The sequence below is a fragment of the Achromobacter insuavis genome (assembly GCF_902859645.1).
Lineage (GTDB): Bacteria > Pseudomonadota > Gammaproteobacteria > Burkholderiales > Burkholderiaceae_B > Achromobacter > Achromobacter insuavis.
Genome location: NZ_CADIJR010000014.1, coordinates 41554 through 54164 on the forward strand (window position 1 = coordinate 41554; position 12611 = coordinate 54164).

Consider the following 12611-nt stretch of genomic DNA (forward strand, 5'->3'; position numbering starts at 1 on the left):
GTGCCGCGGCCTCATTCCTTGCGCAGCTTGCCGGGCAGCACCGGTCCCTGCATCTCGCGGATCGCCTCGACGAATTCGCCGATGTCCTCGAAGCTCTTGTAGACCGAGGCGAAGCGCACGTAGGCCACCTTGTCGAGCTTGCGCAGTTCGTTCATGACCAGCTCGCCGATGTGCCCGGAAGCCACTTCGCGCAGGCCGCTGGCCAGCAGTTGTTCCTCGATGCGGGCCACGGCCGCGTCCACGTCCTCGGTGCTGACCGGGCGCTTGCGCAGCGCCAGGCTCAGGCTGGCGCGCAGCTTGGCGGGATCGTAGTCGCTGCGGCTGCCGTTGCGCTTGACCACGGAAGGCAGCGCCAGCTCCACCCGCTCGTAGGTGGTGAAGCGCTTGTCACAGGACTGGCAGCGACGCCGGCGGCGGATCGCATCGCCCTCTTCCGAGACACGGCTGTCGACGACCTGCGTTTCGGAATTGCCGCAAAATGGACACCGCATGTGTGATCCCTGAAAACACGGAAAGCAATAATTCAGCGATATTGTAACGATGTGGCAGTGTATCGGTGTCAAGAGGGGCCAAATTCGTCCCTGCGCACGCGACGGACATTTTCTCCGCAGCGCCGCGGCACATCGGAACGGAGCGCCCCCTCATTCAAACCGTACGTTCACCATGACCTGGGTGGTGAACTTGCCGAGTTTCATGCCATCGGCGCTACCCGTTGGCGACAATTCGGCGGCGTAGGTATTACGCAATGACAAGATGCTGCCATGCAACGCGCCGAAGTTGCCTTTCGGGGGAACGACGGCCTGGTTCAGGATGACCGGCTGGCCAGCGGGATCGGTGATCTGCATTTGCAGGCCGTTTTCCTGGCCTTCCTCGTTGCGCAGGAAGATGAAGCGCCCATCGCTGGAGAGACGCTCCGTGCCCATCGGCGTGAATGTCGCCGTGAGCGGCATGTAGAACTCTTGATCGGGTCCCTCCCCCGGTCTGACCGTCGTGAGGCTGCCGGTCGAGCAGGAGGGATTGATCCGCGCGGTGACATTGAAGGGCCGCTGCTGCGGCAAGGTTCCCATATAGCCGGCGGTCGCGACCACGCGGTCGAACTGAACCAGATTGTCCACGCCGACGTCGCCGATGCAGGTATCGGGGATGTACTGTAGCCGCGTGGGGCTGGTGGTCAGGAAGATGCCCGGGTTGCCTGTGCCGGTGAAGTCGGAGATCAGCTTGATCACCGTGGTTCCGGGCACCGGGTAGCGCCCCGGAGTGACCTTCCTGCTTTTCACGCTCAGCTGTATGACGATTGTGGCGTGCTGCGGCCGTTGCTGATCGGCGGGCAGGGTTCTGTCAAACGGGACGCCGATCGGAAAGAATTCGGGGAAGACCTGTGCGACGGACTCCAATGCCTTGGGAGACCAGGGCTTGGCCTCATTGCCGTCGACGATGATATCCAGGGCCAGGCCGGAATCCCTCAAGGCGTTTCTCAGCGGGGTAAAGTCCCCAAGCGTCGTGAGCATGGGCTGATTCTTGGCCGGGCCTGACGTGTAGGTGCATAAGTAATCCACGACGTAGGGTTGGCTTCGATAGAGGACCGCGCCTTCCGGGGGGACTTGGCTCAAGGCGAAACCCACCGAGGGCGGCAGATGGAATTGCACGGTGGCGGCAGACCCCATGACGGAATGACATTCATCGCCTAGCGCTGTCGCCGGGATCAGCAACGCGCAGGCGATGAGCAGCCCTGCCATCAGCGCGCCCGAGCTGCCTCGGCGCGCAAATCGTGTCCGTTCAGTCATGCCGTCTTCTCGGGAACATGGCCGTTGCCCGATAGGTTGGAGGTTCGTTGCCATTTCAAGAAAAGGGGCGTTGCATGCCGTGGCGAGGACTGCGGGCAAGGCAACCGACACGACCCCTGATCCAGGGCCGTGTCGGTTGGCAGCGTCGGACGGCGCTCGGTGGAGGCGGAAAATGGATCGAGCGATGGCGCCCGAAGCGACTCTGAATATAGGTCGGCCGAGCCCGGCTTTTGCCGTTCAGCCATAGGAGGGATTACCACATCGGGGTGGTAATGAAGGCCTGAACGGGGGTGCGAAACGGCGCCGGCGGGGGCACCGGCCCGGAAAACAAAAGGACGGCCCCTTGCGGAGCCGTCCGTGTCACATGCGGGCGGAAAAAATCCGCCGTCGCATTACTTCTTGCCGTACACCGGCAGGCGCGAGGTCAGTTCGTTGACCTTGGCGCGCACGGCGGCGATGTTGGCTTCGTCGCGCGGGTTGTCCAGCACGTCGGCGATCAGGTTGGCGGTCAGCTCGGCCTCGGCTTCGGTGAAGCCGCGGGTGGTCATGGCCGGGGTGCCCAGGCGGATGCCGCTGGTCACGAAGGGCTTTTCCGGATCGTTCGGGATGGCGTTCTTGTTGACCGTGATGTGGGCCTGGCCCAGCACGGCTTCGGCTTCCTTGCCCGTGATGCCCTTGGAGCGCAGGTCCACCAGCATGACGTGGCTTTCGGTGCGGCCCGAGACGATGCGCAGGCCACGCTTGACCAGCGTGTCGGCCAGCACCTTGGCGTTCTTGACCACTTGCTGCGCGTAGGTCTTGAATTCGGGTTCCAGCGCTTCCTTGAAAGCCACCGCCTTGCCGGCGATGACGTGCATCAGCGGACCGCCCTGGATGCCGGGGAAGATGGCCGAATTGACGATCTTCTCGTACTCGGCCTTCATCATGATGACGCCGCCGCGCGGGCCGCGCAGCGACTTGTGCGTGGTCGAGGTGACGAAGTCGGCGTGCGGCACCGGGTTGGGGTAGGCGCCGCCGGCCACCAGGCCGGCGTAGTGGGCGATGTCGACCATGAACAGCGCGCCGTTGTCGTGGGCGATGCGGGCCATGCGCTCGAAGTCGATGTGCAGGGCGTAGGCCGAGGCGCCGGCGACGATCAGCTTGGGCTTGTGTTCCTTGGCCAGCTGTTCGACCTGGGCGTAGTTCAGGACTTCGTTTTCGTCCAGGCCGTACGAGATGAAGTTGTACAGCTTGCCCGAGGCGTTGACCGACGCGCCGTGCGTCAGGTGGCCGCCTTCGGCCAGGCTCATGCCCAGCACGGTGTCGCCCGGCTTCAGGACGGCCATGTACACGCCCTGGTTGGCCTGCGAACCCGAGTTGGGCTGCACGTTGGCGGCTTCGGCGCCGAAGATCTGCTTCAGGCGGTCGATGGCCAGCTGCTCGACCACGTCGACGTATTCGCAACCGCCGTAGTAGCGCTTGCCCGGGTAGCCTTCGGCGTACTTGTTCGTGAGCTGCGTGCCCTGGGCTTCCATGACGGCCGGGCTGGCGTAGTTCTCCGAAGCGATCAGCTCGATGTGCTGTTCCTGGCGAACGTCTTCCTTCTGGATGGCGGCCCAGACGTCCGGGTCAGCCTTGGAGAGGGTGAGGTTGCGGTCAAACATGACGGGGGGTTCCTGAGGCGGTAAGAGAGGAGGAAACTGCGCCCGGGTGGGTAAACCCGGATAATGACGAATAGTTTACCGCGTACCGCCGCTTCCCCTGTCGCCAAAATGCCCCGAATGGCGGCAAAATTCCCGCCAAGGGCGCGAAAATTCCGGCATCCGTCCATGGCTGGAAAACGCGCTCAACCCGACTTGAGAAACTTTCATGCAAACCCAGACTTTGGTCGCGTACACCCTGGTCGCCGCCGTCAGCGTCGTCACCCCCGGCCCCGCCAGCATCCTGGCCATGCGCAACGGCGCCGCCGGCGGCCTGCGCGCGGTGCTGCCATCGTCGCTGGGCAATGTCACCGGCCTGTTCCTGCTGTCCGCCGCCGCCATGCTGGGCCTGGGCGTGGTGCTGCAATCGTCCGCCCTGCTGTTCGCCGCGCTCAAGATCGCCGGCGCCGCCTACCTGATCTACCTGGGCCTGCGCCACCTGCTGGGCCGCAGCAGCGTGGCCGCGCCGCCGCCCGACAGCGCCGGCCGCCCGCCGCGCGGCGCGCTGGCGCTGTATCTCGAAGCGACCTTCGTGGCCGGCCTGAATCCCAAGCCCATCCTGTTCTTCACCGCGCTGTTCCCGCAGTTCCTGAACGCGGCCGAACCGCTGCTGCCGCAGTTCTTCATCCTGACGGGCATCTTCATGGGCCTGTCGCTGCCCTCGCTGCTGGCCTACGGCCTGCTGGCGCGCCGTGCCCGCCGCCTGTTCCAGCAGCCGCGCGCGGTGCGCTGGATCAACCGGGCCGTGGGTTCGGTGTTCGTCGCCTTCGGCGTGGCATTGTTGCGCCTGAAGCGCGCCGGCGTCTGAGGGCGCGGCGCGTCCGGCGAATGCGCCGGAAATAAAAAAAGGGCCGCATTGATGCGGCCCTTTTTGCTGATCGCGGCGATCAGGACGCGGAGGTCGCGCCGATCTGCTTGGGCGCCAGCGCCGGGTTGAGCGTGTAGGTGCCCGTCAGCGACGCCTGCGCCAGCACGTGCTTCTGGATGGCGCGCAGCGCGTCTTCGCCAGTGAACGCCCCTTGCAGGTTCAACGTGTGGACGTCCAGCGCGTACAGCGTGAACACGTAACGGTGCACCAGCGCGTCGTTCCAGGGCGGGCACGGGCCGTCGTAGCCGAAATAGTCGCCGCTCATGTCGTGGTCGTTGGCGAACCAGGACGAGTACGAGTTGATGCCCTGGCGGGCATCCAGCGGCGCCAGCGGGCCGCCCTTGCCGCGCGGCGTGATGCCGCTGGAAAAGGCGCCTTCGTCGATCTCGCGCATGTCGGCGGCCAGATCCACCAGCACCCAGTGGAAGAAATCCACCCGCGGCAGGTCGGCCGGGACTTCGCGGCCCTCCTGGTTGACGTCGTCGGGCTTGGACGGAACGTCCGGGTCGTGGCAGATCAAGGCGAACGACTGCGTGCCCGCCGGGACGTCGTCCCAGGAAAACTGCGGGTTGAAGTTGTCAGCCAGCGCGACGTGCGATTGCGCATCGATCTTGCCGAAGGCGTAGCGCTCCGGAATCGACTCGTGATCGGAAAAAGACAAACTCGAAAGTTTCATGTCGTGCTCCTTGAAGTGCTGCGAAGGCATTCCAGCCTTGAACGTCCCTCCAGCGTATCAAAATCTTCGCGATTATGGGTTCAACTTAACACGCGCGAACTTGCGCTTGCCCACCTGGACGACGTAAGTCCCGGCAGGCAGTTGCAACGATTTGTCTTCGACCCGGTCGCCATTGACGCGCACCCCGCCCTGCTCGACGTTGCGCTGGGCCTCGGAACCCGATGCGACCAGCCCGGCCTCGCGCAGCAGCTTGAGGATGCCGACCGGCGCGCCGCCGATGCTGACCTCGGGCATGTCCTCCGGAATCGCGCCGTCGCGGAAACGCGCTTCGAAAGCGGCCAGCGCGTCGTCGGCCGCCTTGGCCGAGTGGAAACGCGCAATGATTTCCTGGGCCAGCATGACCTTGGCGTCGCGCGGATTGCGGCCGCCCTCGATCTCCTGGCGGAGCGCGGCGATGTCTTCCAGCGAGCGGAACGACAGCAGCTCGAAGTAGCGCCACATCAGTGTGTCGGAAATCGACATCAGCTTGCCGAACATCGAATCGGGCGACTCCGAAATGCCGATGTAGTTGCCCTTGGACTTGGACATCTTCTCGACGCCGTCGGTGCCGACCAGCAGCGGCATCGTCAGGATGCACTGCGGCTCCTGTCCATACTCCTTCTGCAGCTCGCGGCCGACCAGCAGGTTGAACTTCTGATCGGTGCCCCCCAGCTCCAGATCGGACTTCAGCGCCACCGAGTCGTAACCCTGCATCAGCGGGTACAGGAATTCATGCACCGAAATCGGGATGCCGCCCTTGAAGCGCTTGGTGAAATCCTCGCGTTCCATCATGCGCGCCACGGTATAGCGCGACGCCAGCTGGATCATGCCGCGCGCGCCGAGCGGGTCGCACCACTCGGAGTTGTAACGGATCTCGGTGCGGGCCGGATCCAGCACCAGGCTGGCCTGCGCATAGTAGGTCTTGGCGTTGGCCTCGATCTGCTCGCGCGTCAGCGGCGGGCGGGTGCTGTTGCGGCCGCTGGGATCGCCGATGGTCGAGGTGAAGTCACCGATCAGGAAGATGACCTCGTGGCCCAGGTCCTGCAACTGGCGCATCTTGTTGAGCACCACGGTGTGGCCCAGGTGGATGTCCGGCGCGGTCGGATCCAGCCCCAGCTTGATCCGCAACGGCACGCCGGTGGCGCGGCTGCGGGCCAGCTTGCGGGCGAATTCGGCTTCGACCAGCAGTTCATCGCATCCGCGCTTGGCAATACGCAGATCGGCTTCGACTTCGGGGGTGATGGGGGCTTCTGAGGGTGACATTTTTAGGGGGGCCGCGACGGCTTCAGCCGATAAAAAGGTGTAAAAAGTGACGAAAACTATCGAAAATTCTAGCCGAATCAGCTAGGATACCGCCCTAATCATACGCAACTGTCATATATACGCAGTTGCGCGTCCGGTTACCACCCGTTGTTCACAAGTTGCGCCCCGCGCCAGCCCTTGCCCCGGAAAACGTGGCGCGCGGGGGCCGTTCGTGTCACGCACCCTGCGAGCTCATGCCACCTGAGAGGGTATCTTCACGATGAATCGTGGCCTCCACGACCTGGCGAGTAGCATCAAGCGCAAAGTTGCTGCCGTGTTTGCGCCCGTCGAGCCCAAGCCCCATCGCTCGGGACTTCTCCGTCGCACTCTTCTCGTCACCGCCATGGGTCTGTTTGCCGGCGCCGCCGCCTTGGGCATGGTGCAGCAACCCGACCGCAGCGAAATCCCCCCCACCCGCATCATCCAGAGCATCCTGCCGCTGACCACCGAACAGGTCGAAGTCAGCACGCCCAGCGCCGCGCCGTACATCAGCGAAACCCGCATCCGCGCGGGCGACACGCTGGCCGCCGTGCTGCAGCGCCTGGAACTGGATTCCCCGGATCTGCAGACCTTCCTCACCCACGACGCCAGCGCGCGCAGCATCTACAAGCTGTACCCGGGTCGTTCGGTGCAGGCCGCGACCGACGCGGAAGGCAACCTGATCTGGCTGCGCTACATCCACACCCCCGGCAACGAGGCTGACGGCCAGGTCGTCACCCGCATGCTGCACGTGGCGCGCACCGACAACGGCTACAAGGCCGAGGAAATCACCGAGAGCACCGATCGCCAGACCCGCGTCGCCGTGGGCACGATCCGCTCCTCGCTGTTCGGCGCCACCGATGCCGCCGGCATCCCGGATTCGGTCACCATGCAGATGGCCGACATCCTCAGCGCCAAGATCGACTTCCTGCGCGACCTGCGCCAGGGCGACCAGTTCCGCGTGGTCTACGAAGTGCGCTCGCACGACGGCCGCTACGCCGGCGCCGGCCGTGTGCTGGCCCTGGAGTTCATCAACGGCGGCAAGACCTACTCCGCCGTCTGGTTCAGCGCCGACAACAACAAGACCGGCTCGTACTACGACTTCGATGGCACCAGCCTGCGCGGCGCGTTCCTGCGCACCGCCCTGAAGTTCAGCCGCATCAGCTCCACGTTCGGCATGCGCATGCATCCGATCCACAAGACCTGGACCGGCCACAAGGGCGTGGACTACGCCGCGCCCTCGGGCACGCCGATCCACTCCACGGCCGATGGCACGGTGGAGTTCTCGGGCTGGCAGAACGGCTACGGCAACGTGGTCATCATCAAGCACCACGGCAAGTACTCGACGCTGTACGCCCACCAGAGCCGCATCGCCGAAGGCATCACCAAGGGCAGCAAGATCTCGCAGGGCCAACTGATCGGCTACGTCGGCGCCACCGGCTGGGCCACCGGTCCGCACCTGCACTACGAGTTCCGCGTCGACAACCAGCCGATCGACCCGCTGTCGGTCGACCTGCCCGTCGCCCGCGCCCTGGAGCCCGCCGAGATCCGCGCCTTCAACCAGGCCGTGGCGCCGTACAAGCAGCAGATCCAGCTGCTGACCGAATTCCAGCAGACTCTTCCCGACGCGCTGACCAACGTGGCCAGCCGCTAAGGCGGACCTGCATGACGCACCCGCAAGGCGGCCCGCGCATCTCGATGCCGGGCCGCTTTTTTTCCAGGCGGCACCCGACATGACCACCCCCCAGCATTTCATCGGCCTGATGTCCGGCACCAGCGTGGATGGCGTCGACGGCGTCCTGGCGCGCCTGCGCGACGGCCAGCCGCCGCAGGTGCTGGCCAGCGCCAGCCTGTCGATGCCGGCCGCGCTGCGCGCCGAATTCCTGGCGCTGAACCAGGCCGGCGACGACGAGCTGGCCCGCGCCGCGCTGGCCGCCAACGAACTGGCCCGCCTGTACGCGCAGGTGACCGCCGACCTGCTGGTCGGCGCCCGCCTGCGGGCGCAGGACATCGCCGCCATCGGCGCCCATGGCCAGACGGTGCGCCACCGTCCCGACAGCGGATACACCGTGCAATTGAACGCGCCCGCCCTGCTGGCGGAGCTGACCGGCATCGACGTGGTGGCCGACTTCCGCAGCCGCGACGTGGCCGCCGGCGGCCAGGGCGCGCCGCTGGTGCCGCCCTTCCACGCGGCCGTGTTCGGCGCGCCGCAGGGCCGCGCCGTGCTCAACCTGGGCGGCATCGCCAACGTCACCCTGCTGGCGCCGGGCCAGGCGCCGCGCGGCTTCGACACCGGCCCGGCCAACGTCTTCCTGGACGGCTGGTGCCAGCGGCACCTGGGCCAGCCCTACGATGCCGACGGCCGCTGGGCCGACAGCGGCCAGGTGCTGGCGCCGCTGCTGGAACAACTGATCGCGAGCGAACCCTGGTTCGCGCTGCCGCCGCCCAAGTCGACCGGCCGCGACCTCTTCAACATGCGCTGGCTGGACGACCGACTGGCCGCCTTCGACGGCGCCAGGCCGGCCCCTCAGGACGTGCAGGCCACCTTGCAGCGCCTGACGGCCCGCACCGTGGCCAACGCCATCGACGCAGCCGGCGACGACGTGCGCGAGCTCTACGTGTGCGGCGGCGGCGCCCACAACCCGGGGCTGATGCGCGAGCTGGCGTATTGCCTGCAGCGCCCGGTGCATGCCACCGACGCGCTGGGTGTTCCAGCGCAGCAGGTCGAGGCGCTGGCCTTCGCCTGGCTGGCGCAGGCCTTCCTGGCGCGCCAGCCAGCCGGCCTGCCCAGCGTCACCGGCGCCCGCGGCCCGCGCATCCTGGGCGCGCTGTACCCCGCCTGACGCGCGGCGCGCGCCCAGCAAAAAGCCCTTCGGAAAACCGAAGGGCTTTTTTGTCGGGCGGACGATCGGCGCGAGGCCGCGCGCGGATTACACCGAGAACGACGAACCGCAGCCGCAGGTGGTGCTGGCGTTGGGATTGCGGATGACGAACTGCGCGCCTTCCAGGTCTTCCTTGTAGTCGATCTCGGCGCCGACCAGGTACTGGAAGCTCATGGGGTCCACCAGCAGTTGCACGCCAGCCTTGTCCAGCACGGTGTCGTCTTCGTTGACGACCTCATCGAACGTGAAACCGTACTGGAAACCCGAACAGCCGCCGCCTTGCACGAACACGCGCAGCTTCAGCTCGGGGTTGCCTTCCTCGGCCAGCAGGTCCTTGACCTTGGCGGCTGCCGAGTCGGTGAACACCAGGGGAGCAGGCGGGGCGGCCTGCAGGTCGACGGTTTCGGTCACTGCATTCATGATTCACTCCTGGCCGCTGGGGCCGTATTCCGATGAGCGGCTGCGCCACTCGCATGTAGTCACTATAGCGCAGGCGCCGCCCGGACTCAAAGTTCGAGCTTGACACTGCGGGAGGCACGGACCACATCGCCCTCCAGGATGCTGATGGTGACGCTTTCGGGGACAAATCCCTCGGGCACTGCCAGGACGCCCTGGCTGCGCTGGTACTGGTCGAACTGCAAGGCCAGCGATGCCGCTGTCGTGGTTTCACCGGTGGCGGGCACCGGCCCGCTTTCCGCCTTGACCTGCATCGGCGCCAGGTCGACGGTGACGGTTTCGCCCTTGAGCGTGCCGGTGGCCTGGAACCGCAGCGTGCCGGCGAACGGGGCCGCGCCATTGCGGCCGCTGCGCATCAGCAGCACCTTGTAGCGCAGGCCCCCGCCTTCGCGATCGATCTGGGCGCCGCGGATGTCCACGGTGCCTTCCGGCCCCGGCGGCAGCAATTGCTCATAGAACGCCAGCTGATCGCGCACCCGGCCAACCTCGGCCTGCGCCGCATGCAGCTGGGTTTCGAGCTCCTGGCGCGCCGAGCGCTCGATCACGAGCTCGCCGTCGGCGGTGTCGAGCTGGCCGCGCGTATAGCGCAGCTGGACCGCCTGCTGACGCATCGCCTCGTCGCGCGCCTCGGCCTGGTCGGCGCTGAGGACCACCGCGTCCTTGGGCTGGTAGACGCCGCGGGCGTAGTAATAGCCGGCCGCGCCACCCGCCAGTACGCCCGCCAGCACGCCGGCGGCGACCCGCAGGCCGAGGCCGGGGCGGGAGGTTCGAGGTGTCGCGGAGGAATCGTTGGACATGAAAAGCGGGCCGGCGGGCTTGCCGCCGACCCGGCGCGGCATCAGGGCAGGATCGCGACCTGGTCGAGACCGACGGTCTCGGGGAAGCCGAACATCAGGTTCATGTTCTGCACGGCCTGGCCGGCCGCGCCCTTCACCAGGTTGTCCTGCACCACCATGATGATGAGCTGGTCGCCGCCGCCCGGACGCGACAGGGCGATGCGCAGGTTGTTCGAGGCGCGCACCGAGCGCGTCTCGGGCAGGCTGCCGGCGGGCATGACGTCGACGAACGCTTCGTCGGCGTAGCGCTGCTCGAACAGGGCCTGGAAGTCGGTGTCGCGCGCCTCGGGCTTGATGCGGGCGTAGATGGTCGAGTACATGCCCCGGATCATCGGCACCAGATGCGGCACGAAGGTCAGGCCGACCTTGCCGCCGGCGATCTTCTCGAGCTGGGCGACGATTTCGGGATGGTGGCGGTGGCCGGCCACGCCGTAGGCCTTGAAGTTGTCCGAGGCCTCGGAGAACAGCGAGCCGACTTCGGCCTTGCGGCCGGCGCCCGACACGCCCGACTTGCAGTCGGCGATCAGGGTCTGCGCATCGACCAGCTGCTTGCCGCCTTCGAGCAGCGGGGCCAAGCCCAGCAGCACGGTGGTCGGGTAGCAGCCCGGGTTGCCGATGACGCGCGCCTTGGAGATGGCTTCGCGGTTCAGCTCGACCAGGCCGTACTGGGATTCAGCCAGGATGTCCGGGCAGGTATGGGGAATCTTGTACCAGCGTTCGAAGGTGGGCACGTCCTGCAGGCGGAAGTCCGCGGCCAGGTCGATGACCTTGGTGCCGGCGGCGATCAGTTCCTGGGCCTGGGCCATGGCCACGCCGTGGGGCGTGGCGAAGAACACCACGTCGCAGTCGGTCAGCGTGGCCTTTTCCGGCGAGGAAAAAGCGATCCGCACGCGGCCGCGCAGGTTCGGGTACATGTCGGCCACCGGCAGCCCGTCTTCCTTGCGGGACGTGATGGCGGTCAATTCCACATGGGGATGCTGCGACAGCAAGCGCAGCAGTTCGACGCCGGTGTAACCGGTGCCGCCGACGATACCAACCTTGATACGGGAGTTCGATGCTTGGGCCATGATGTGTGCTCTTCGTAGAACGAGGCTCGATTGTATCGCTCGGACAACCGGCCTTGCCGCCACGCTTGAAAGCGCGCGGCGACCGCTGTCCGACCGGACGAAGCCCGCGGAGTTCCGCGGGCCTGGACGGGGCCTGGGCCCCGGGATGTAAAAAAAAGCCCGCACGAGGCGGGCTTTTTTCGCAGCGATTAACGCTTGCTGAACTGCTTGCGACGGCGCGCCTTGCGGAAGCCGACCTTCTTGCGTTCGACTTCGCGGGCATCGCGGGTCACAAAACCAGCTTGCGACAGTGCGGGCTTCAGGGTCGCGTCGTAGTCGATCAGGGCACGCGTGATGCCGTGACGGACTGCGCCGGCCTGGCCGGTTTCACCGCCGCCGTGCACGTTGACCTTGATGTCGAACGATTCCAGGTGGCCGGTCAGTTCCAGCGGCTGGCGCACGACCATGCGGCCGGTTTCACGAGCGAAGAACTCGTCGACGGGCTTGCCGTTGACGACGATCTTGCCGGTGCCCTTCTTGATGAAAACGCGAGCCACCGAAGTTTTGCGACGGCCGGTTCCGTAGTTCCAGTTACCGATCATGGCGTTTCCTTAGATATCCAGCGTCTTGGGCTGCTGGGCGGTGTGCGGGTGCTCGGCACCGGCATAGACCTTCAGCTTCTTGATCATGGCGTAGCCCAGAGGACCCTTGGGCAGCATGCCCTTGACGGCCTTCTGGATGGCGCGACCGGGAAAACGCTCTTGCATCTTCTCGAAGTTCGTTTCGCGGATACCGCCCGGGTACGTGGTGTGGCGGAAGTACTTCTTGTCCTTCGCCTTGGTACCGGTAACGACGATATCGGAAGCGTTGATGATGACGATGTAATCGCCGGTATCAACGTGCGGCGTGAATTCAGGTTTGTGCTTGCCACGCAGACGACGTGCGACTTCGCTGGCCACACGACCGAGGACTTTGCCCTTGGCGTCGATCACAAACCAGTCACGTTGGACTTCATGCGGCTTGGCCACAAAGGTCTTCATGATGGTTCCTAGATATGAAAAATG

The 12611-nt window shown here is 65.9% G+C and carries 13 protein-coding genes; 3 read left to right on the plus strand and 10 right to left on the minus strand.

Annotated elements, in window-relative coordinates:
* Nucleotides 1-11 precede the first annotated feature (11 nt).
* The 3 genes from nrdR to glyA all read right to left on the minus strand — a co-directional run bounded on the left by nrdR (nucleotide 12) and on the right by glyA (nucleotide 3427).
* The gene (gene nrdR / locus H0523_RS10370) at nucleotides 12-491 is read right to left on the minus strand and encodes a transcriptional regulator NrdR (protein WP_006392798.1); all 480 of its coding nucleotides are present in this window, start codon (nucleotides 489-491) and stop codon (nucleotides 12-14) included.
* A 150-nt stretch (nucleotides 492-641) separates the two neighbouring features.
* On the minus strand, nucleotides 642-1784 hold the full coding sequence (locus H0523_RS10375; RefSeq protein WP_156350358.1) for a hypothetical protein: 1143 nt from the start codon (nucleotides 1782-1784) through the stop codon (nucleotides 642-644).
* Nucleotides 1785-2176: 392 nt separating this feature from the next.
* Entirely contained in the window at nucleotides 2177-3427 is a 1251-nt protein-coding gene (gene glyA, locus H0523_RS10380) for a serine hydroxymethyltransferase (RefSeq protein ID WP_054432809.1), read from the minus strand.
* Between the two features lie 205 nt (nucleotides 3428-3632).
* Here glyA and H0523_RS10385 point away from each other — a divergent pair, with 205 nt between their 5' ends.
* Nucleotides 3633-4271 carry a LysE family translocator gene (locus H0523_RS10385; RefSeq protein ID WP_054432811.1) on the plus strand — a complete coding sequence of 213 codons (639 nt, stop codon included), beginning with the start codon at nucleotides 3633-3635 and terminating at the stop codon, nucleotides 4269-4271.
* Nucleotides 4272-4350: 79 nt separating this feature from the next.
* Here the strand turns inward: H0523_RS10385 and H0523_RS10390 are convergent, their stop codons facing one another.
* Both H0523_RS10390 and tyrS read right to left on the minus strand, forming a co-directional pair.
* Nucleotides 4351-5007, minus strand: a complete 657-nt coding sequence (locus tag H0523_RS10390) for a YbhB/YbcL family Raf kinase inhibitor-like protein (RefSeq protein ID WP_054432854.1) — start codon at nucleotides 5005-5007, stop codon at nucleotides 4351-4353.
* A gap of 72 nt (nucleotides 5008-5079) precedes the next feature.
* Nucleotides 5080-6309: a tyrosine--tRNA ligase gene (gene tyrS, locus H0523_RS10395; protein ID WP_054432812.1), complete on the minus strand. Its 1230-nt coding sequence runs from the start codon at nucleotides 6307-6309 to the stop codon at nucleotides 5080-5082.
* A gap of 259 nt (nucleotides 6310-6568) precedes the next feature.
* Here tyrS and H0523_RS10400 point away from each other — a divergent pair, with 259 nt between their 5' ends.
* Both H0523_RS10400 and H0523_RS10405 read left to right on the plus strand, forming a co-directional pair.
* A complete protein-coding gene (locus H0523_RS10400; protein ID WP_054432813.1) occupies nucleotides 6569-7981 on the plus strand; it encodes a M23 family metallopeptidase in 1413 nt (470 codons plus the stop codon).
* A gap of 79 nt (nucleotides 7982-8060) precedes the next feature.
* Nucleotides 8061-9170, plus strand: a complete 1110-nt coding sequence (locus H0523_RS10405) for an anhydro-N-acetylmuramic acid kinase (protein ID WP_054432814.1) — start codon at nucleotides 8061-8063, stop codon at nucleotides 9168-9170.
* Between the two features lie 87 nt (nucleotides 9171-9257).
* Here the strand turns inward: H0523_RS10405 and erpA are convergent, their stop codons facing one another.
* From erpA to rplM, 5 genes are all read right to left on the minus strand, one after another.
* A complete protein-coding gene (erpA, locus tag H0523_RS10410) occupies nucleotides 9258-9629 on the minus strand; it encodes an iron-sulfur cluster insertion protein ErpA (protein ID WP_006388644.1) in 372 nt (123 codons plus the stop codon).
* 86 nt (nucleotides 9630-9715) lie between these two features.
* The gene (locus tag H0523_RS10415; RefSeq protein WP_054432855.1) at nucleotides 9716-10462 is read right to left on the minus strand and encodes a DUF6776 family protein; all 747 of its coding nucleotides are present in this window, start codon (nucleotides 10460-10462) and stop codon (nucleotides 9716-9718) included.
* Nucleotides 10463-10503: 41 nt separating this feature from the next.
* On the minus strand, nucleotides 10504-11568 hold the full coding sequence (argC, locus tag H0523_RS10420) for an N-acetyl-gamma-glutamyl-phosphate reductase (RefSeq protein WP_054432815.1): 1065 nt from the start codon (nucleotides 11566-11568) through the stop codon (nucleotides 10504-10506).
* A 188-nt stretch (nucleotides 11569-11756) separates the two neighbouring features.
* Nucleotides 11757-12149 carry a 30S ribosomal protein S9 gene (gene rpsI / locus H0523_RS10425; protein ID WP_006388641.1) on the minus strand — a complete coding sequence of 131 codons (393 nt, stop codon included), beginning with the start codon at nucleotides 12147-12149 and terminating at the stop codon, nucleotides 11757-11759.
* Between the two features lie 9 nt (nucleotides 12150-12158).
* Nucleotides 12159-12587, minus strand: coding sequence for a 50S ribosomal protein L13 (gene rplM / locus H0523_RS10430; protein WP_006217309.1), 429 nt, complete (start codon nucleotides 12585-12587; stop codon nucleotides 12159-12161).
* Nucleotides 12588-12611 lie beyond the last annotated feature (24 nt).